Origin of the sequence: Streptomyces sp. G5(2025) (genome assembly GCF_049542075.1) — a bacterium.
GTDB lineage: Bacteria > Actinomycetota > Actinomycetes > Streptomycetales > Streptomycetaceae > Streptomyces.
The window spans coordinates 2142407-2163516 of the sequence record NZ_JBMUZT010000006.1 but is presented as its reverse complement, the minus strand read 5'-3'; the positions used below and the strand labels follow the sequence as shown (position 1 = coordinate 2163516).

Here is a 21110-nt window from a genome sequence, read left to right as displayed (position 1 = left end):
CGCCGAGGACGACGCCCGCCCCGCCCAGCACGGCCCCCGCCTGGAGGTGGCCCGCTCCTCCGGCATGGTCCGCGGCGGCGCGCCCGAGTCCCAGCGGGCCCACCTCGACGACCTGGTGCGCCGCTACACCGCCAAGACGCCCACGTCGAAGCGGATCGCCCAGCGCTACCGCCGGGTGCTCGCCGACAGCCGGGCCGCGGTCGGCTTCCGCAGCGGCACGAAGGAGATGCTGTACCCCATCGCGGGGCGGCGCGCGCACGGCTCGGTGCTTGAGGACGTCGACGGCAACCGCTACGTCGACATCACCATGGGCTTCGGCGTCCTGCTCTTCGGCCACGAGCCCGCCTTCGTCACCGAGGCCGTGCGCGAGCACCTGTCGCGCGGCATCCAGCTCGGCCCGCGCAACGTCGAGACCGGTGAGGCCGCGGAACTGCTCGCCGAGCTGACCGGCATGGAGCGCGTCGCCTTCGCCAACTCCGGCACCGAGGCCAACTCCGCCGCGATCCGCCTGGCCCGCGCCGCCACGGGACGCTCCCGGATCATCACCTTCGAGGGCGCCTACCACGGGCACAACGACAACGTCCTCGGCCGCTCCCCGCGCACCGGCGGCGAGGGACTCACCACCGTCCCCATGTCCGCGGGCGTCCCGCAGAACGCCGTCGCCGACCTGCTCGTCCTGCCCTACGGCAGCGAGGAGAGCCTCGCCGTCATCGAGCGGCAGGCGGGCGACATCGCCGCCGTCGTCGTCGAGCCGGTGCAGAGCCGCCACCCGGCCCTCCAGCCCGCGGCCTTCGTGCGACAGCTGCGCGAGCTGACCGCGCGGCACGGCATCGTCCTGCTCTTCGACGAGATGCTGACCGGCTTCCGCCCCGCCCCGCGCGGCGCCCAGGAGCTCTACGGAGTCACCCCCGACCTCGCCACCTACGGCAAGCTGCTCGGCGGCGGCTTCCCCATCGGGGCCGTCGCGGGCCGCGCCGACATCATGGACGGTATCGACGGCGGGTACTGGAGCTACGGGGACGACAGTTACCCGGCGGCCGACACGACGTTCTTCGGCGGAACGTACATTCAGCACCCCGTGTCGATGGTCGCCGCCCGCGCCGTGCTGGCCCACCTCAAGGAGCACAGCCCGCGCCTCCAGGAGCGGCTGAACGCCCGCACCGACGAACTGGCCGCCACGCTCAACTCCTTCTTCGAGGAAGAGGAGTTCGCGCTGAGCGTGAGCCACTTCGGCTCGATGTTCCGGTTCGAGCACCGCGCCGACATGGAGCTCCTCTATCACCACCTGATGCTGCGCGGCGTCCACGTGTGGGAGTGGCGCAACTTCTTTCTCTCCACCGAACACTCCGACGGCGACATCGAGTTCATCGCGGACGCGGTGAAGGGTTCCTTGCGGGAGCTGCGCGACGCAGGCTTCTTGCGTACGAAAGCGAAGACGAAGGCGAAGGCGACGGTGGAGGCGGTTCCGGCCACCCCGGTCCCGGCGAAACCGAGCCCGAAGCTGCAGGCCCTGGCCTGGAACGGCGCCGCGGCCGCTGCCGCCACCGCGGCCACCGCCCCCGCCCGGCCCGTGGCGCCCCGCCCCCGCCCCCGCCCCCTCGACTTCGGCGTCTACTTCTTCGGCGACTACCCGCAGGACGAGAACAGCCCCCGGCACGGCATGTACGACCACCTCCTGGAGACCGCCCGCTTCGCCGACCGCAACGGTTTCCACTCCCTGTGGATCCCTGAGCGGCACTTCCACTCCTTCGGCGGCCTCTTCCCCAACCCGGCCGTGCTCGCCGCCGCGCTCGCCCGCGAGACCGACCGCATCCGCATCAACGCGGGCTCCGTCGTGCTGCCGCTGCACGACCCGATCCGTGTCGCCGAGGAGTGGTCGATGGTCGACAACCTCTCCGGCGGCCGGATCGGCATCGGCTGTGCCAGTGGCTGGCACGCCAACGACTTCGTCTTCTTCCCCGAGCGGTTCGGCACCCACAAGGAGACGATGTACGAACAAGTCGCGCAGGTGCGGCAGTTGTGGCGCGGCGAACCCGTGCGGCGCGCCACCGGCGACGGGGAGCAGGACCTGCGCCTGTTCCCGCGGCCCGTCCAGGACGCCCCGCCCATGTACACGGCCGTCGTCGGCAACCCGGCCTCGTACGAACTGGCCGCCCGCCACGACCTGGGCATCGTCACCAACCTCATGACGCAGGGCGTCGAGCAGCTGCGCGAGAACATCGCCCTCTACCGCCGTACGCGCGCCGCGCACGGCCTGGACCCGGACGCGGGGCACGTCGCCGTACTCCTGCACACCTATCTCGCCGACGATCACGCGACCGCGCGCGCCGAGGCCCGCGAGCCGCTGTCCCGGTACATGCGGGCGTCCCTGTCCCTGTTCGGAGGCGTCGCCAACAGCCTCGGCCACCAGGTCGACCTGTCGGCGATGACGGAGGACGACCTCGACGTCGTGTTCCGCCGCGCCTACGACCGCTACTGCGACCAGCGGGCCCTGATCGGCAGCCCCGAGAGCGTGCGGCCCGTCGTAGAGGAGGTGCGTGCCGCGGGCGCCGACGAGGTCGTCGCGCTGGTCGACTTCGGCGTGGAGCCCACCGCGATGCGTGCCGGGTTGACGCACCTCGACGCGCTGCGCCGCTCCTGCACGACGGCCCCGACGCCCGCGCCGGCCCCGTCGCCCGACCCCGGCGCGCCCCTGTCGCCCGGCCAGCAGCGCGTCTGGTTCCTGGAACGGATGCTGCCCGGCCGCACCGCGTACAACGAGACCAAGGCCATCGACCTCCAAGGCCCGCTGGACGTCGACGCCCTGCGCGCCGCCCTGCGCGCGCTGGCCGAACGGCACGAGCAGCTGCGTACGGTCTTCCGCGAAGTGGCGGGGCAGGCCCGGCAGTTCACGCTTCGGCCCGGCGAGGTGGACTTCGCGGTCGTCGACGGGACGGCCACCGGAAGCGGTGACGCGGTGGCCGACACCCTCAAGGCCGAGAGCGAGCGCCGCTTCGACCTGGCGGAGGGGCCGCTGTTCGTCGCACGCCTGGTCCGGCTCGGCGCCGAGCGGCACGTCCTGGTCCTGTCCCTGCACCACATCGTGATGGACGCGGCGTCGGCCGCCGTGCTCGCCCGCGACGTCTCCGCCCTGTACCGCGCGCACCTCCCGGGCGCCCCGGCCGCCGACCTGCCCGTCCTCACCCATACCTACGCCGACCATGCCCGCCGCCAGCTCGACTCCCTCAGCGGCCCGAAGGCGGCGGAGGACCTCGCGTACTGGAAGAAGGCGCTCGACGGCGACCTGCCGGTCCTCGCCCTGCCCACCGACCGGCCGCGGCCCGCCGTGATGACGTCGAACGGCCGCGCGCTGTTCCGCACGCTGTCGCCCGAACTGTCGCAGCGCATACGGGAGTTCAGCCGTGCGCGGCGCAGTACCCTCTTCATGACGCTGCTCGCCGGTTACGCGGCGGCGCTGGGCCGCGTCACCGGTCAGGACGACCTCGTCGTCGGCACCCCCATGTCGGACCGCACCCCGCCGTACGAGGATGTCGTCGGGTTCTTCGTGAACACCCTGGCGCTGCGCCTCGACCTCTCCGGCGACCCGGACTTCGGCACACTCCTGGACCGGGTGCGCGCGGTGGCCCTGGACGCGTACGACCACGCGGACGTGCCCTTCGAGGCCGTCGTCCGGGAGCTGGCCCCCGCACGGGCGCTCGACCGGACGCCCGTCTTCCAGACGCTCGCCGAGTTCGAGCCGGGCGACCCCTTCCGCTTCGACCTGCCGGGGGTGCGGGCGACTCCGCTCGACTCCGGCCCCGACAAGGCGCTGACCGACCTCAGCGTGTACTTCACCGACCAGCCGGACGGCATCCGCTGCCACCTGGAGTACCACACCGACCTGTTCGACGCGGCGACGGTCGACGCGCTCTTCGGGACGTTCCGTGACGTCCTGGCGGAAGCGGTGGGCGGCGAGCCGGGAACGGGCGCGGTGCCCGACGCGTGGCGGCGCGGACGCGTCCGGCCCCGCACCCGCAGCACCGTCCACGCCCTGGCGGCCCGGTGGGCCGAGGCGGCCCCCGACCGCACCGCCGTGATCAGCGGCCGCGAGACGCTGACCTACCGCGAGCTGGACGAGCGCGCCGAACGGCTCGCGACGGTCCTGCGCGGGCGGGACGGCGGCGGCGCGCCGGTCGCCCTGTGGCTGCCGCGCGGCACCGACCTGATCGTCGCCATGCTCGCCGCGCTCAAGTCGGGCCACGGCTATGTGCCGCTGGACCCCGGCCAGGGCAGGGCCAGGGCCGAGACGATCCTGGCGGAGAGCGGCGCCCGCGTCCTCGTGGTCGACGGCGACGAACCCGCGGACGCCCGGCCGACGCCCCCGCCCGGCACGGTCGTGGTGGACGCGGCGGCCGCGCCCGCGCCGGGAGAGGACGGCGCCCCGGCCCTCCCCGCACCCGGCCCCGAGTCCCTCTGCCTCGCCATCTACACCTCCGGCAGCACCGGCACCCCCAAGGGCGTGGCCGTGCCGCACCGGGCCGTGGTGGACCTGTGCCAGTGGCACCACGAGCGCTTCGGGTTCACCGCGGACGACCGCTCCGCCGCCGTGTGCGGCCAGGGCTTCGACGCCGCCGTGCTGGAGATCTGGCCCGCGCTGACCGCCGGCGCCACGGTCGTCGTCGCCGACGAGACGGTCCGCAAGGACCCGGCCGCCCTGGCCCGCTGGTACGCCGACCAGCGGATCACCCTCTCCATCCTGCCCACCGCCCTCGGCGAGGCGGTCCTCGCGCTGCCGGACGACCTCCAGCCGCCGCTGCGGCACCTGCTGCTCGGCGGCGACGTGCTGCGCACCCGGCCGCGCCCCGGCACTCCGTACGAGACGGTGAACGTGTACGGGCCCACCGAGACGACGGTGCTGTGCACGGCCCAGACGGTGGAGCCCACCGGCACCCCCGGCGCACCGACCGCGCCGGTCACACCCGTCGGGCCGATCCCGATCGGCCGCCCCGTCGACAACGTCACGCTGCGGGTGCTCGACGCGCGGGGCCGCGAGGTGCTCGCCGGGGAGGTCGGTGAGCTGTACGTCGGCGGGCCCGGCGTGGCCACCGGCTACCTGGGCCGCCCCGACCTGACGGCGGAGCGGTTCGTCCGCGATCCGCTGGGCGGTACGGAACCGATGTACCGCACCGGGGACCTGGTGCGCTGGGACGAGTCGGGGGCCCTGGAGTTCCGGGGCCGCGGCGACGACCAGGTCAAGATACGGGGCTACCGCGTCGAGCCCGAGGAGGTCACGCGGGCCCTCAGCGGCCTTCCGGGGGTGGCCGAAGCGGTCGTCCTGCCCCGCCGTGACCAGCGGGGCGAGGCCCGGCTCGCCGCCTACGTCGTACCCGTGCCGGCTGCGGCGGCGACACCGCACCAGGAGCTCGCCGATGCGACGGCGGCGACACCGCACCGGGAGCTCGCCGATGCGACGGCGGCGACACCGCACCGGGAGCTCGCCGGTGCGACGGCGGCGACACCGCACCGGGAGCTCGCCGGTGCGACGGCGGTGACACCGCACCGGGAGCTCGCCGACCGCCTCACCGGGGAACTGGCCGCGCGGCTGCCCGACCACCTGGTGCCGCGCGCCTGGGCGGTCCTGCCCGCGCTGCCGCTGTCCGGCAACGGAAAGCTGGACCGGGCCGCGCTGCCCGCCCCCGCCCTCATCACCGCGCCGCCCGCCGGTCCGGGCAGTCCCCGGCAGGCGCCGCCCACCGCCGCCCCCACGCACCCCGCGCCGGGGGACATCGAGGCGCGCCTGCGGGAGCTGTGGGCCGAGGAGTTCGAGCTCGACCCGGGCGCGGTCGGCCCCGACGCCTCGTTCTTCGAGCTGGGCGGCCACTCCCTCACGGCCATCCGCCTGGCGAACAGCGTGCGGGAGGAGTTCGGCGTCGAGTACCCCGTCGCCCGCTTCTACGAGGAGCCCACGCTGCACGCGATGGCGGCGTACCTGCGAGCCGGCGCCGACACCGATGGTGACGTGCTCGCCAGCGCCCCCGTCACCGCTCAGCAGGGCGCCTTCATCACCCGGCACCTGACCCACCCCCGCCCGCAGATCTACAACGTGGCCATGCGCCTCACCTTCACGGGAGCGCTGGACATCCCGGCCCTGCGCACCGCGCTGAGCGGGCTGGTCGCCCGCCACGAGGCGCTGCGCACCCGGCTCGTGGAGGACGCGGTCACCGGGGAGTGGCGGCAGGAGGCGCTGCGCCCCCGGCCGGTCGCGCTGCCCGAGGAGGACCTGGTCGCCCGCCTCGGCTCGGCGGCGAAGGCGGCGGCGGAGGGGGAGCGGCTCGCGGCGGAGACGGCCGCGGTGCCTTTCGGCATCCGTGCCGAACTGGCGCCCGTGCTCCGCCTCTTGCGCACCGGCCACGACCGCTGGGCGCTGCTCTTCGTCCTGCACCACGCCACCTGTGACGGCTGGTCGGTCAGCGTCCTGCTGCGCGAACTGGCCGCGCTGTACCGCGCGGCGGTCACCGGGTCACCGCACGGCCTGCCGGAGAGCGTGCCGCAACCGGGCGAGTACGCGCGCTGGCAGCGGGAGCACAGCCGCACCCAGGACCGGGGCCGCCTGGTCGGCTACTGGGCGCGGCAGCTGGAAGGGGCGCCCTTCGCCATGCCGCTGCCGCTGGACCGGCCCCGCCCGAAGGAGCTGAGCGGCGCGGGTGACGTCGTGCTGTTCACAATGGGACGGGACGTGCGGGCCGGCGTGGAGGCCATGGCGCGGCGGCACCGCACGACGCCCTTCGTGGTGACGGCGGCGGCCCTCGCGCGGCTGATCGCGCGGGTCACGGGCGAGCCGGACGTCGTCCTCGCCATCTCCTACGCCAACCGCGAGCGGCGGGAGTTCGAGGCGCTCGCCGCCTGCACGGTGTCGTCCTTCACGCTGCGGATCCGTGGCGGTGCGGCCGCCTCGTTCGGGGCGCTGGTGGACCAGGTGGCGCGCGGCGCGGTCGGGGCCATCGACCATGCCGCGCCGATCCGGGCGGTGGCGGCGGAGCTGCGCGAGGCGCTCGGCACCGAGGTCCCCGACCGGCTACCGCTCGGCTTCCAGTACCAGAGCTCGCTGGAGACGGACATCGAGCTGCCGGGTGTGACCACGGCCGTGGAGGACCTCGCGGTGCCCGGCGCGCGCTCGGAGTTCAACTTCGGTCTGATCCCCACGGGCGACGTCCTCTCCGGCTACCTGGAGTACTCGACCGACCTGTGGGACCGGGCCACGGTCGAGGCGTGGACGGGTGCGTACGTCGATCTCCTGGCCGAAGGCGTCGCCGCCGCTGCGGAGGGAGACGACTGAGCGGCCGAATTTGGTCGTGACATGTCAATGATCATGGGGGCCTGCCTTGTGGCCTCTGATGGCCTGTGCCTCAATGGGCGGCGACCCGGATGCCTGACGCTCCGTCAATCTCCGTACGGACAAACCGGCGTCGCCCGCTTCTCCCCCCACCGTCCAGGCCAACGAAGGCAGGCCCCCCATGCGACACGACATGCTCAGCGGAGGAATCAGCAGAGGAATCAGCAGAGGAATGGGCTCGGCCCTGGGCGCCGGCGTACTCGCCGTCGGCGCGCTCGCGATGGCACCCGCGGCCGGTGCCGTGGAGCCGCGGACCGCCACCCTCTCGTTCGACTGCGGATCGTTCGGCTCCGGGGCGGCGACCCTCACCGCCGCCCAGAACGGCACCCGCGCCACCATCGAGGTGTCCACCTCGGCGATCACGGCCCCCATCGACGTCGCCGCGGGCTCCGTCAACTCGACCCTCACCCTCACCAAGAACGGCTCCGGCACCACCGCGTTCACCGGCAACTCCAACCCGGCCATCCCCGCCGGCAGCCCCGTGTCCACCGGCCCGCTCACCGGCACCGTCGCCGCGGGCGACAGCCTCGTGGGGAAGTCCCTGAAGATTGTCGTCTTCGGCATCACCGTGACCTGCAACGCCACATCGGCACAGTCACCGGGACCGTTCGTCTTCTGACGCTCTGACGCTCTGACGCTCTGACGCTCTGACGCTCTGACGCTCTGACGCTCTGACGCTCTGACGTCTTGACGTCTTGACGTCTTGACATCTCGACGTCTCGACGCGTGACACGCGGGGCGGCGCCTGCTCGCGCCAAGGGGCGCCGCCCGCAACCGAGTTCTCCGTGCGCCGGCGAATAACCGTTCGCCGCCGCCCCCCGTTCGGCACTACGGTGCGGTCATGCTGCCCGAGGTGACCACGGACGAGGAATGGGACCGGGTCGTCCCGGACGACGCGATCATGCGCCCGGGGGCCGAGGATCTGTGCGCGCGGCTCGGCCTCGGCGCGGCTCCCCTGACCCGCTACTCGGAAGGGTCACAGGCCGTCTACGCGGTCGGCGACCGCCACGTGCTCAAACTGTTTCCCGCGCTCGACGCCCAGGACTGCGTCACCGAGGCCCGCGTGCTCGGCCACGTACAGGGCAGGCTCCCCGTCCCCACCCCCGAGGTCCACGACACCGGCGCGTACGTCAACGGCTGGCGCTACGTCCTGATGTCCCGCCTGCCCGGCGAAGGCCTCGCCACCGCCTGGCCCCGCATCCCACGGGCGGGCAGGGAGCGGATCGTCACCGACGCCGCACAGGCCCTCGCCGCGCTGCACGCCCTCGACCACGAACCGCTCGCCGACGTCCTCGGCCCCGGCGACTGGGACGCCTTCCTCGCCGGTCAGCGCGCCGGCGCGGTGGGCCACCAGCGCAAGCGTGGACTGCCCGACAGCTGGCTGGAGCAGATCCCCGGCTTCCTGGACTCCGTGGCGCTGCCCGCCGACGGGCGGCGCTCCTTGCTGCACACCGAGTTCATGCGCCAGCACCTCGTCGTCGACCCCGCCGACGGATGGCGCCTCACCGGCCTCTTCGACTTCGAGCCCGCCATGATCGGCGACCCGGCGTACGACTTCGTGGGCGTCGGCCTCTTCGTCACCCGCGCCGAGCCGGGGCTCCTGCGGCGCTTCATGAAGGAGTACGGCACGACATACGATCCGCGCCAACTCCTCGCGTACACGCTGCTCCACGTGTACAGCCATCTGCCCTGGTACCTGCGGGAACTGCCCGCACCGCCCGAGCCCACGCCCGACGCGCTCGCCGAGACGTGGTTCGGGCGGGAGCCGTAACCGCGGGGCTCCGGGCTCCAGGGGAAGGCGGCGGGAACCTCAGACGGTCTTCAGCGGTCGGTGCGGGCCCTCGGGCAGCTCGACGTCGATCGCGTCGCCGGGGCGGATCTCGCCGCCCTGACGGACCACGCTCATGACGCCCGCCCGGTGGGTGACGGCGCCGCTCTCGTCGCGCCCGACGACCTTCTTCATCAGCCCGGCCCGGAAGCCGTCGATCTGCCGGCAGGGGTTGCGCAGGCCGGTGATCTCCACGACGGCACTCCCGCCGATGCGCAGCAGCGCGCCCGTGGGCAGGCCGAGCAGGTCGAGGCCGCTCGTGGTGATGTTCTCGCCCAGCTCACCCGGGGCCACGGCGAAACCGTCCGCCGCCAGCTCCTCGAAGAGTTCCTCGTGGATGAGGTGGACCTGGCGCAGGTTCGGCTGGTCCGGGTTCTTCCGCACGCGGAAACGGTGCTTGACCTTCTCCCCGGCGTGCACGTCCCCCTCGACGCCGAGCCCGGCGAGCAGCGTGACGCTCTCGCGGTTCGGCTTGCTGAAGGAGTACGTGGCGTTGCTGCTGACCGCCGTGACCCGCGCACCCATCGTGCGGCCCCTCTTCATACATGATTTCTGTGACGCCATACGTGACTTCCGTCGTGCCGTCCGTGACGCCGTTACCGCGTGACCCTAACCCACTCGGGTGACGGCTATGCCTCGGGCGGGACGCTCTCGTTCTCCTCGCGGACCTGCTTCTTCCTGGCGCCCAGCGTCACGAGCACCCCGACGGCCGTGCCGGCGAGCGCCGCCGGCACCATCCAGGCGCGGTTCAGGCCGTGGCCGAGCGCGTGGTCGACGGAGTAGCGGCCGGGCCCCGTGACGGCGAGGGCGGCGCAGACCATGCCGAGGAACGCCGGGTATTCGTAGCCGCCGCCCTGGCTGAAGAAGCCGTTCGGCGCGTGTACGGCGGCGGCGCCCGCCATCGCGCCCGCCGCGGCGGAGCCCGCCGCCGGGGTCGCGAGGCCGAGCGCGAGGAGTGTGCCGCCGCCGGCCTCGGCGAGCCCCGCGGTCAGGGCGTTGCGCTTGCCGGGCGCGTAGCCGATGGACTCCATGAAGGCGCCCGTGCCCTCAAGGCCGCCGCCGCCGAACCAGCCGAACAGCTTCTGGGTGCCGTGGGCGGCGAGCACACCGCCGGTCCCCGCGCGCAGCAACAGCAGCCCGAGGTCACGTCGGTCCAGGCACGAACAGGTCATCAGGGCTCCCGGGGTCATCGATGGTCGTCGGTGGCGGAACCACTCCTCCCCCCACCGTCCGACGGCCCGGCGTCGCGCACCCGGCCCGCGCGGCCGTACGGGTGAGAGCCGTGCCGCGCCCGGTGGCGGGGGGCGCGGCCCGGTGTGACGGTGAGCCCATGAGCATTCAGGTAAACCGGCTCGGCGACCCCGCGGTCCGTGCCTTCGTCGCCGCGGTGAACTCCCACGACAAGACCGCCTTCGAGGCGCTGCTCGCGCCCGGCGCGACCATGTCCGACGACGGCTCCGAGCGGGAGATCGACGACTGGACCGACCGGGAGGTCTTCTCCTCCCACGGCCATATGGACGTCGAGTCGGAGTCGGACGCCGGCCGCACGCTGCTCGTCTCCTACCGCAACGACACCTGGGGCGAGATGCGCACGAAGTGGCGCTTCGACGTCGACGACGCGGGCAGGATCTCCCGCTTCGAGACGGGCCAGGCCTGACCCTCCGGGCCCGGCACCGCCGCCCCGCACACCCGCCGCGGCCTCCTCGACGTGCGGGGTGACGCCGGTGAGCGTGGCCCGCACGGTGCCCTCCGTGCGTGAAACGGCCACCGGCACGGCGCCCGCCCGGTCGCGAAGGCATACGCGGCCTCCTCACCGTCACCGGTCACCGCGCCGTTCCGCTCTTCCCCCTCGGCGGGTCAGTGGCAGTTCTTGGTCCCGCCGGCGCCGCGCGTCCAGGAGCAGGAGTCCTGGAGCGAGCCGCTCGGCTTGACCAGGCGGGCCTTGTCCGAGGTGTTGTTCCAGACGTAGTTGCCCTGGCCCCAGTAGCGCACACCGGAGGCGTTGGTGCCCTTGCCGGTGCGGACCTTGACGGTCTTGCCGGCGCCGATCCTGTAGCTGCCGAAGGTGTAGGTGTAGCCGGTGTCGTCCTTCAGCTTGTAGCCCTTGAGCTGGATCGCGGAGCGGCTGTTGTTGTGGATGTTCACCCACTCCGCGTTCAGCGAGGAGTTGGAGCGGGTGTCGCGGCCCGGGCTGTCGTACTGGATGTAGCCGAGGTGCAGCCCGCCCTGGTGGCGCGCGGTCGCCGCGGAGGCGGGCGACGCGGCGAGCAGGGAGACCGACAGGGCGGCGGCGGCGAGGGCCGCGGGGGCCATGGTGCGTATGCGCAAGGGAGTGCTCCAAGTGTGAAGTTCTCGTGGAGAGGAGCCGAGCAAACGGCGCCCGGCGACCCCTCCTGAGGCGGTACGTCCGATTCCACTTGTGGAGATCTCCCGTGCCCGGCCGCGCCACCACGCGCCACCCCCGGCCGGTACGGCGTCCAGTCGAGGCGTCAACCGCGCCCGATGTACGGCATGTTGGTGGCGAGCACCGTCGCGAACTGCACGTTCGCCTCCAGTGGCAGCTCCGCCATGTGCCGCACGGTGCGCGCCACGTCCGAGACGTCCATCACCGGCTCGCTCGCCAGTTCGCCGTTGGCCTGGAGGATGCCGGACTGCATGCGGGCGGTCATGTCGGTCGCGGCGTTGCCGATGTCGATCTGCCCGACGGCGATGCGGTACGGGCGTCCGTCCAGGGAGAGGGACTTCGTCAGGCCGGTCAGCGCGTGCTTCGTCGCCGTGTACGCCACTGAGTGCGGGCGCGGGGCGTGCGCCGAGATCGACCCGTTGTTGATGATCCGTCCGCCCCTCGGGTCCTGCTCCTTCATCTGCCGGAAGGCCGCCTGGGCGCACAGGAACGCACCGTTGAGGTTGGTGTCGACGACGTGGCGCCAGGCGTCGTAGGGCAGCTCCTCGACCGGGACGCCGCCGGGGCCGAACGTACCGGCGTTGTTGAAGAGCAGGTCGAGGCGGCCGAAGCGTTCGCGCACGGCGGCGAAGAGCGCCGCCACGTCGTCCGGACGCGACACGTCGGTCTGTACGCACATGGTGGCGCCGCCTCGCGCGGAGGCGAGGGAGGCCGTCTCCTCCAGGGCTTCCACGCGGCGGCCCGCGAGCGCCACGGACCAGCCCGCGGCGAGCAGTTCGAGCGCCACGGCCCGGCCGATCCCGGACCCGGCGCCGGTCACCACGGCGACCCTCGGGGTGTGCGGCGCGGCGGGCGCCACGAGCTTCTCCACGGCGGTCTCCACAACGCTCTCCGCCTCGGCGAGCACGCGGGTCGTCGCGACGCCCTCCAGGGCGGTCCCCTCGGCGCTGTCGGCGACGGGCTCCACGGTGCTGTCCGCCGGGGGCTTCACGGTGCTGCCCGTCTGGGCGGCCACGGCGGTCCTCGTGGTGTCCTCCATGGTGGTCTCCACGGTGCTGTCGGCGACGCTCTCCGCGGTGCTGTCCGCCGAGGGCTTCACGGTGCTGCCCGTCTGGGCGGCCACGGCGGTCCTCGTGGTGTCCTCCACGGCGGTCTCCGTGGTGCTGTCGGGGGCGGGCTCCACGGTGCTGTCCGCCCGGGGCTTCACGGTGCTGTCCGTCTGGGCGGCCACGGCGGTCCTCGTGGTGTCCTCCATGGTGGTCTCCGTGGTGCTGTCGGCGACGCTCTCCGCGGTGCTGTCCGCGATGGGCTCCGCAGTGGCCTCCCCGGTGCTGTCCGCGACGGCCTCCACGGTGCCGCCGGCGGCGGGCTCCGCGGCATGGTCCCTGGCCGTCCTCGCGGTGGGTTTCGGCGCGTCCGGCAGGTCAGTTCGCTCAGCGTTCATGGCCCCGCAGCGTACGGGAGGGGCGTCCACGCGGACATCATCCGACCGCCATGCGGCTGTTGTGTACGCGACAGGCGGGCGTCGCCCCCCGCCACTTACATGCCCCTGACACCAATCGTCAGGGGAGGGCCACATGACACCCGCAGCCCAGCAGCACTCGCCCGAACTCCGGGCCGCCGCCCGCCACCTGGGGCGCCGCCGCTTCCTCACCGTCACGGGCGCCGCCGCCGCGCTCGCGTTCGCCACCGACCTGCCCACCGAGGGCGTCGCGGCCGCCGCCGAGCTGGACGGCCGCCGCATCAAGGACGACCCCTTCACCCTCGGTGTCGCCTCCGGAGACCCCCTGCCCTCCTCGGTCCTGCTCTGGACCCGGCTCGCTCCCGCCCCCTACCAGCCGGGCGGCGGCCTCCCCAAGGAGCGCGTCACCGTCCGCTGGGAACTGGCCCACGACGCCCGCTTCCGCCGCATCGCCAGACGCGGCACGGTCACCGCGCACCCCGAGTTCAACCACACCCTGCACGTCGAGGTCGACCACCTGGAGAGCGGCCGCGGCTACTACTTCCGCTTCAAGACGGGCCGCTGGGTCAGCGCGACCGGCCGCACCCGCACCGCGCCCGCGCCCGGCAGCCGCCCCGGCTCCCTCACCCTCGCCGCCGTCTCCTGCCAGGCGTACCACGACGGCTACTTCACCGCGTACAAGCACCTGGCGCAGGACGACGTCGACGTCGTCTTCCACCTCGGCGACTACCTCTACGAGTACGCGGTCAACGCGACCGGCGGCGCCCGCATGTACACCGACCGCACGCTGCCCGCCCACTTCAACAAGGAGACCGTGACCCTGGAGGACTACCGCCTGCGCTACGCCCTCTACAAGTCCGACCCCGACCTGCGCGCCGCACACGCCGCGCACCCCTTCGTCGTCACCTGGGACGACCACGAGACCGAGAACAACTACGCCGACGACATCGACGAGAACGGCAACCCGCCCGCCGAGTTCCTGCTGCGCCGCGCCGCCGCCTACCGCGCGTACTGGGAGAACCTGCCGCTGCGCCGTCCGCAGCTGCCCAAGGGCCCGGACGCGCAGCTCTACCGGCGCCTGGTCTGGGGCCGCCTCGCGCAGTTCGACATCCTCGACACCCGGCAGTACCGCTCCGACCAGGCCTACGGCGACAAGGCCCACGCCCCGGGACCCGAGTCGGACGACCCGAGGCGCACCATCACCGGCGCCACCCAGGAGCGCTGGCTCATCGACGGCTGGCGCCGCTCGCGCGCCCTGTGGAACGTCGTCCCGCAGCAGGTCACCTTCTCTCAGCGCAAGCTGGACCTGACCGCGCGGGCGAAGCTCTCCATGGACGCCTGGGACGGCTACCGCGCCTCCCGCACCCGGGTCCTCGCGGGCGCGAAGGCCGCGGGTCTGGAGAACCTCATGGTCCTCACCGGTGACGTGCACGTCGGCTACGCCTTCGACATCAAGGCCGACTTCGACGACCCCGCCTCCAAGACCCTCGGCACGGAGATCGTCGCGACGTCCATCGCCAGCGGCAAGGACGGCGCGGACAAACCGGCCAACTGGGAGACGTACACCAAGGCCAACCCGCACCTGAAGTTCTACAACGGACGGCGCGGCTACGTCACGGTCGGCCTCGGCCGGGGCTCCGCGCGGGCGGACTTCAAGACCGTCTCGTCGGTCACCACCCCCGGGGCGCCCATCAGGACGGCCGCGTCCTTCGTGACGGAGGCGGGCGCCCCGGGGCTGCGGCCCGCGTAACCGCCCCCTGGCGCCCACCTGACCACCAGGGTCAGGTCGTTGCCCGCGGTGAAACGGGGCCGCACCGAGGCGGCGGCACCGTCCCGGGGGCCGGGCAGTTCCGCGGCCGGATACACGTCGGTCCGCTTGCGGTCGATGACGTCACCGACGACGCGCGCCACGCGGACCGGCTCGGCCCCGGGGACAGCCGCAGCACCAGGTCCAGGGTCTCCGCTTCCCCGCCGCAGGCCTCCAGCGCGCGGGGGTACGCCAGACAGAAGCGGAAGCGGTCCGCACCCAGCGCCGTCACCTCCGTCTCGAAGGCGGCCGACGGATCGTGGCGCGGCACGGCGAGGAGGCGGGGGCGCTGTCCCTGCGCGAACCGCGCGCCGTACAGGGTGCCTTCGACCGTGCACGACGTCGAGCCGGTGGTCAGGGTGTGCGCTTCCGCGTGCGCGGGGCGCTTCCAGGTCCGTACGGAAAGGTTGTTCTTCACGGTCGGGTACGGAATCCACCAGCTGAACGGCGCTTCCGGCAAGGGTTCCAGGCCGAGCAGGCCCTGCTGCTCGACCGCCGAGGAGGTGACGCGGTGCCGTGCCCCGTCGTCCGCCCGGACGACGTGGAAGTCCCAGCGGCCCTCGGCGAGCAGGAGGGCACGGCGTTCCAGCACGACCGTCCACGGGGCGTCGTCGGTCTCCGGCCGCCGCAGCGGCATCTCGATCAGGTGGCCGCCCAGGCCGTCGGAGCCGCGCAACGTCGCCGTCAGCGTGAACGCGTCGCCGGGCATCCCGGCCCGCTCCAGCCGTACGACGAGATCGCCCGCCGCGTTCACCGAGCACGCCGACTTCGGGCGCAGCGGGCCGGGACCCGCCGACCGCCACCGCCGGGCCCCGCGCAGGGCCCGGCGCAGGGTGCGCCCGGTGGCGGCGCGGGCCCGCCAGGCACCGGCCACCACACGGCGGTCGAGCGGGGCCGGGGCGGGTGGGGAGGTGGCGTTCAGTTCGTCGAACAGTTCCTCGTAGCGCCGGGCGATGTTCTCCGGCGCGTACCGTTCGGCGTTGCGCCGCGCGGCGCTGCCCATGGCGCGCCGCAGATCGGCGTCCTCGATGAGCCTGAGCAGGCCCCGGGCCACGGCGTCGCGGTCGCCCGAGCGGACGAGCAGACCGTCCTCGCCGTCCCGGATGATCTCGGCGGGCCCGTGGGGGCAGTCGGTGGCGACCACGGGGGTGCCGCACCGCATGGCCTCCACGATGGTCATGCCGAACGACTCCTCGCGCGAGGTGACGGCGGCGATCGCGCCCTTGGCCCACTCCGTGGCGAGGGAAGGGTTGGCGCCCATCAGGAAGACGTGGTCGCTGAGGCCGAGTTCGTCGATGCGGGCGCGCAGCGCGGCGTGCTGGGGCCCGCGGCCGTAGATCCGCAGCCGCCACCGCGGGTGCGCGGCGGCCACGGCGGCGAAGGCCTCCACGAGGAGGTGGTACCGCTTCACCGGGATGAGGCGCCCGCCCGCGATGACCAGCGGGGCCTCGCCGTCCTGCGCGGTGGTGAGCGGCGGCCGGGGCGAGGCGTTGGGCAGGGACACGATCGGGGTGCCGGTGGCCGCGAGGTGCCGGCGGTGCGTGACGGCGTCCGCCTCCGTGATGGTGGTGTGCGCGTCCAGCGTGGCGATGGCGGCGTCCTGGGCGGCGCGGATGCCGGGCTCGTGCGTGCCGTAGACGCGGTGCTCCTGGCCGATCCGCAGGTAGTGGCGGCGGCCGAACGCGGCCAGGTAGATGACCAGGCCGGGCCGGGTGGCCACCACCACGTCGGCGTCGGTACGGCCGAGGAAGCGGGCCACCCGCTGGTCGGTGAGGCCGTCGAAACCGGACCCGCGCGCCTCGACCGGCGGGACCAGCGCGCTCGGCGTGCCGAGCAGCGCGCTGCCGAGGTCGTTGCGGGGCGCGTCCCTGCGTCTGTCGATCAGCGGCCGCAGCCGGACCTTTCTGCTGAGCGGCAGACAGGGCCTGTCGTGTGTGCGCCAGACGCTGACGATCTCGACGTCGTGGCGCTCGGCGAGGGCACCGGCGGAATTGAAGGTGGCACGGACGGTGCCACCGATCCCGTAGGCGTTCTGCAGCAGGAAAGAGATTTTCATCGAGCCTTGCTCAGGTCGGCGGCAATCGGGTGAGGCCCGTCACGTTTCCACGCCCCGGGAGCTCTGCCGGTGAGCACACGCGACGGAACGCGACGGGCACTCCGTACGGTGAACGGGCGGGCGCCGCGTTGACCCGTCACCGGAGCCGGAACCGGGTGAACCAGCGCTGCCCCGGATCGCTCGGGGTGCAGGCGGCCAGGCGCAGCGCGGGGCGCGGCCGCAGCAGGTCGTCCTGCGTCAGACAGCCCTCGCGGGTGCGCAACCGGCCGCGCCGCGTGAGCACCCACCGGGCCGGTGCGCCGTCGGTGCAAGGTCCGAGCGCGACCGCCGGGCCCCCGACACGTACGCAGCGACGGCCGCCGCCGTCACCCCGCCCGCCCCAGGCCTCCAGAACGCCGTCCGCGATCCGCCAGCGCTGGCGGACCGTGCCGGTGCACGGGGCCGAACGTACCGTGCCACCGCCGCGCGTCAGACAGAGATCGGGCGCGGTGAACCCGGAGGCCGTGGATCCGATCCAGGAGACGACGGTGCCGGGGCGGGGGTCGGGCAACGGTCGCGCGTAACTCCGCTCAAGCCACCGCGCGTACTGCGCCGCCACTTTCCTGGTGGGCGCGCAGTGCTGCCCCGGACAGCTGATCGCCCGTCGTTCGTCATGGACGTAGTAGTGCCCGAACAGGGCGGCCTTGCGGGCGGCCCGGGCGGCGTCGAGATTGGGCGGGCGCACGGCGTTCCCGTATCCCTCGTGTCCGGTCAGACGCGGCGGCGGACCCCCTTCCGGGCGCGCCCGCAGGGCCGCCAGGCGGAGATAGCGGGCGGTGACCGCGTGATCGTTGTGGTCGGCCCACTCCTCGCCGGACGACTTCAGCGCGGTGTTGGCGTAGTCCAGGGTGCGCACGGTGTGGGGCCGGAACCGTTCGACGAGGGCGGTCAGAGTGGCGACCAGCGCCGCTTCCGTGTACCGGGCGGAGCCGTCCACGGCGCGCAGCGAGCGGATCCGCGACTGGAAGAGCGCCAGCAAGCTGTGGCGCCGCGACGCCTCGTCGCGCCAGCCGCCGTCGGGCAGCCGCAGGAACAGCAGCCGGATGTCCGGCCGCAGAGGTCCGTTGTCCAGGCGCACCCCGTGCACGGTCCGCCCGTGGACCCGCACCGGGGAGGCCTGCCAAGGGCTGGGCTCCCCGGCCCGCGTCGGCCGCCCGGCGAGCGCGCTGTACGCCTGCTGTACGCCCCGCTCACGGCGGACGGCATACCCTCCCGCCCATGCCAGATGGGCGTCACCCGCCGTCACGTACACCACACGCAGGCAACTGCCCCGGTCGAAGTCCTCGGCGATCTCCGGGTTGACGAAGAGCAGGTCGTCGTCCTGGTGCGCCACCCCCACCAGCGTCGTGTCACGGCACCGCGCGCCACCGGCCGAAGGGAGTGGCGGGGGCACGGTGAAGGCCAGGGTCGCGAGGCCGATGAGCACGGCCAGCAGTAGTTTCCGCATGCGCATGGCGTGTCACTCCGCTTCTCGCGCGAAGCGGGCCCGACGAACTCGAGGAAACGGCCCCGCGCTGAAGCCAAACGAGTGGGACTTCAGGTCGTCACACAAAACCGCCGGGCGAGGCGGCGGCCGGCACGGGGCGGGTCCCGAGCACGCGCCCGGAGCTGCGACCATGGACGGCGGATTCCACACGACCGGGAGGGGCGCGATGCCTGAGCGCGGGCAGACCACGGAAGAGCACCGGATACCGAAGGCGGCGCAGCCCCCGGGCGCCGCCGCCCTCCGCCGTACCGGAGCCCTGGTCACCCTCGTGCTCGGCGGCCTCACCGCGGTCCCGCCGCTCTCCATGGACATGTACCTCCCGGCCCTGCCGGAGGTCACCGACGCGCTGCGCGCCCCGGCCGCCACCGTCCAGCTGACGCTGACCGCCTGCCTGATGGGCATGGCCCTCGGCCAGCTCGTCGTCGGCCCGATGAGCGACAAGTGGGGGCGCCGCCGCCCGCTCCTCGTCGGCCTGCTCGTCTACATCCTCGCCACCGCCATCTGCGCCTTCGCGCCCACCGCGGAGCTCCTCATCGGCTTCCGCCTCCTCCAGGGCCTCGCCGGTGCGGCCGGCATCGTCATCGCCCGCGCCGTCGTCCGCGACCTGTACGACGGCGTGGAGATGGCCCGCTTCTTCTCCACCCTGATGCTGATCTCCGGCGTCGCCCCGATCGTCGCGCCCCTCATCGGCGGCCAGGTCCTGCGCTTCACCGACTGGCGCGGCATCTTCGTCGTCCTCACCGGCGTCGGCATCGCGCTGACCCTCCTGGTGTGGCGGCGCCTGCCCGAGACCCTCGCCCCCGAGAAGCGGCACAGCGGCGGCACGTCGGCAGCCCTGCGCACCATGAAGTCGCTGCTGGCCGACCGCGTCTTCACCGGCTACATGATCGCGGGCGGCTTCGCCTTCGCCGCGCTCTTCGCCTACATCTCCGCCTCGCCCTTCGTGATCCAGGAGATCTACGGCGCCTCCCCGCAGACCTTCAGCCTCCTTTTCGGCGTCAACTCCATCGGACTGATCGCCGTCGGCCAGATCAACGGCAAGGTCCTCGTCGGCCGCGTCAGCCTCAACAAGGTGCTCGCCCTCGGCCTGGCGACCATCACCGTCGCCGCGACCGCGCTGCTGCTCATGACCGCCGGCGTCTTCGGTGGCTCCCGGGACATCGGACTGTTCCCCGTCGCCGCCGGGCTCTTCGTCCTGATGTCGGCGATGGGCCTCGCCATGCCCAACACCCAGTCGCTCGCCCTCACCCGCACCCCCCACGCCGCCGGTTCCGCTTCCGCGCTCCTCGGCACCACCTCCTTCCTCATCGGCGCGATCGCCTCGCCGCTCGTCGGCATCGCGGGCGAGGACACGGCCGTCCCGATGGCCGTCGTCCAACTGGTCTGCGCGGTGGCGGCCATCGCCTGCTTCGTGGGACTGTGCCGCCCCTGGCAGCAACGGCCCACGGAGGAGGCGGACCACTGAGCACACCACGGCTCCTGCGCACCGGCACCCCCGACCGCGCGGGCCTCGACCCGCACGAGATCGACCGCCTCGTCGCCGAGGTGCGCGAGCTGACGCGGGGGCCGCGGCCCTGGTGCGCGGGGGCCGTGGTGGCCGTGGGCCGCGGCCCGGTGATCGCGGCCGAGGCCGCCGCGGGCTGGGCGGTGCGCTACGCCTCGTACGACCCGCAGACCGACGCGGGCGTCGAGCTGCCGCCCGAGTGGCGCGCGCCGATGCGCACGGACACGCCCTTCGACGTGGCCTCGCTCACCAAGCTCTTCACGACGGTCGCCGCCGTGCAGCAGCTGGAGCGGGGCACGCTCGGCATCGACGCGCTCGTCGGGGCGTATCTCCCCGAATTCCGGGCCGCAGCCGAGCACGGCATCACGCTGCGCCAGCTCCTCACGCATACCTCGGGACTCCGGCCCGAACTCCCTCTCTACGACTGTCCGGACCACGCCTCGCGGCTCGCGGCGCTGCACGCCGAGGCGCCGGTCGCCGAACCCGGCGAGTACGTCTACTCCGACCTGAACATGCTGCTGCTCCAGCACGTCCTGGAGCGCGTCACCGGCCGCCGCCTCGACGCCCTCGTCCGCGAGGGCATCACGCGGCCGCTCGGCATGGCCCGCACCGGCTTCGGGCCGCGCCCGGACGCGGCCGCGACGGAGGACCAGCGCAGGCCGTGGGCGAAGGCCGACCGCGGGATGCTGCGGGGTGTCGTCCACGACGAGAACGCGTGGGCGCTCGGTGGCGTGGCCGGGCACGCGGGCCTCTTCTCCACGGCGCGGGACCTGGCGGTGTTCTGCCGCACCCTGCTGTGCGGCGGCTCGTACGGCAGGGCCCGCATCCTCGGCCCCGACTTCGTCGAGCTGCTGTTCACCGGCTCCGGCCTCGGCTTCGCCATCGACCAGCCGTGGTTCATGGGAGAACTGGCGGGACGCGGCGCGGCCGGCCACACAGGGTTCACGGGAACGTCCCTGGTCATCGACGCGGCGACCGACACGTTCCTGGTCCTTCTCGGGAACACGGTGCACCCGCGGCGCAGGCCGCCGGACAACGGCCCCCGCGCGGCCGCGGCCACGAGACTCGCCCGCGCGGCACGGGGCCGTTGATCCTGCGGGGCTGCACCCCGCCGCCCGTCAGGGGGTGCGATGTCGTCTGCGGGTGGGTTCG

The 21110-nt window shown here is 73.5% G+C and carries 13 protein-coding genes; 7 read left to right on the top strand and 6 right to left on the bottom strand.

Annotated features, from left to right (window positions below; all coding sequences use genetic code 11):
* Positions 1–46: 46 nt before the first annotated feature.
* The 3 genes from ACOBQB_RS20635 to ACOBQB_RS20625 all read left to right on the top strand — a co-directional run bounded on the left by ACOBQB_RS20635 (position 47) and on the right by ACOBQB_RS20625 (position 9143).
* Positions 47–7315 (top strand): MupA/Atu3671 family FMN-dependent luciferase-like monooxygenase, encoded by a 7269-nt coding sequence (locus ACOBQB_RS20635; protein ID WP_423593643.1) that lies wholly within the window; start codon positions 47–49, stop codon positions 7313–7315.
* 229 nt (positions 7316–7544) lie between these two features.
* Positions 7545–7991, top strand: a complete 447-nt coding sequence (locus ACOBQB_RS20630) for a hypothetical protein (RefSeq protein WP_423593642.1) — start codon at positions 7545–7547, stop codon at positions 7989–7991.
* A 222-nt stretch (positions 7992–8213) separates the two neighbouring features.
* Positions 8214–9143, top strand: a complete 930-nt coding sequence (locus tag ACOBQB_RS20625) for an aminoglycoside phosphotransferase family protein (protein WP_423593641.1) — start codon at positions 8214–8216, stop codon at positions 9141–9143.
* Between the two features lie 39 nt (positions 9144–9182).
* Here ACOBQB_RS20625 and ACOBQB_RS20620 read toward each other — a convergent pair whose 3' ends face one another.
* Positions 9183–9725 (bottom strand): MOSC domain-containing protein, encoded by a 543-nt coding sequence (locus ACOBQB_RS20620; protein ID WP_423598622.1) that lies wholly within the window; start codon positions 9723–9725, stop codon positions 9183–9185.
* 104 nt (positions 9726–9829) lie between these two features.
* Positions 9830–10372 (bottom strand): DoxX family protein, encoded by a 543-nt coding sequence (locus tag ACOBQB_RS20615; protein ID WP_423593640.1) that lies wholly within the window; start codon positions 10370–10372, stop codon positions 9830–9832.
* A gap of 158 nt (positions 10373–10530) precedes the next feature.
* Between ACOBQB_RS20615 and ACOBQB_RS20610 the strand changes: the two genes are divergently transcribed.
* The gene (locus tag ACOBQB_RS20610; RefSeq protein WP_423593639.1) at positions 10531–10857 is read left to right on the top strand and encodes a nuclear transport factor 2 family protein; all 327 of its coding nucleotides are present in this window, start codon (positions 10531–10533) and stop codon (positions 10855–10857) included.
* A 200-nt stretch (positions 10858–11057) separates the two neighbouring features.
* Here the strand turns inward: ACOBQB_RS20610 and ACOBQB_RS20605 are convergent, their stop codons facing one another.
* Together ACOBQB_RS20605 and ACOBQB_RS20600 are read right to left on the bottom strand one after the other, a co-directional pair.
* The gene (locus ACOBQB_RS20605; protein WP_423593638.1) at positions 11058–11528 is read right to left on the bottom strand and encodes a lamin tail domain-containing protein; all 471 of its coding nucleotides are present in this window, start codon (positions 11526–11528) and stop codon (positions 11058–11060) included.
* Between the two features lie 161 nt (positions 11529–11689).
* Positions 11690–12463, bottom strand: coding sequence for an SDR family oxidoreductase (locus ACOBQB_RS20600; protein ID WP_423598620.1), 774 nt, complete (start codon positions 12461–12463; stop codon positions 11690–11692).
* 718 nt (positions 12464–13181) lie between these two features.
* Between ACOBQB_RS20600 and ACOBQB_RS20595 the strand changes: the two genes are divergently transcribed.
* Positions 13182–14816, top strand: a complete 1635-nt coding sequence (locus ACOBQB_RS20595; protein WP_423593637.1) for an alkaline phosphatase D family protein — start codon at positions 13182–13184, stop codon at positions 14814–14816.
* 31 nt (positions 14817–14847) lie between these two features.
* Here the strand turns inward: ACOBQB_RS20595 and ACOBQB_RS20590 are convergent, their stop codons facing one another.
* Both ACOBQB_RS20590 and ACOBQB_RS20585 read right to left on the bottom strand, forming a co-directional pair.
* Positions 14848–16929 carry a glycosyltransferase family 4 protein gene (locus ACOBQB_RS20590; protein WP_423593636.1) on the bottom strand — a complete coding sequence of 694 codons (2082 nt, stop codon included), beginning with the start codon at positions 16927–16929 and terminating at the stop codon, positions 14848–14850.
* Positions 16930–17065: 136 nt separating this feature from the next.
* Entirely contained in the window at positions 17066–18421 is a 1356-nt protein-coding gene (locus ACOBQB_RS20585) for a hypothetical protein (RefSeq protein ID WP_423593635.1), read from the bottom strand.
* A 199-nt stretch (positions 18422–18620) separates the two neighbouring features.
* On the opposite strand from ACOBQB_RS20585, the gene ACOBQB_RS20580 reads away from it, so the two are divergent.
* Both ACOBQB_RS20580 and ACOBQB_RS20575 read left to right on the top strand, forming a co-directional pair.
* On the top strand, positions 18621–19919 hold the full coding sequence (locus tag ACOBQB_RS20580) for a Bcr/CflA family multidrug efflux MFS transporter (RefSeq protein WP_423593634.1): 1299 nt from the start codon (positions 18621–18623) through the stop codon (positions 19917–19919).
* Positions 19874–21049 (top strand): serine hydrolase domain-containing protein, encoded by a 1176-nt coding sequence (locus tag ACOBQB_RS20575; RefSeq protein ID WP_423593633.1) that lies wholly within the window; start codon positions 19874–19876, stop codon positions 21047–21049. The genes ACOBQB_RS20580 and ACOBQB_RS20575 overlap by 46 nt, the downstream gene beginning before the upstream one ends.
* Positions 21050–21110 lie beyond the last annotated feature (61 nt).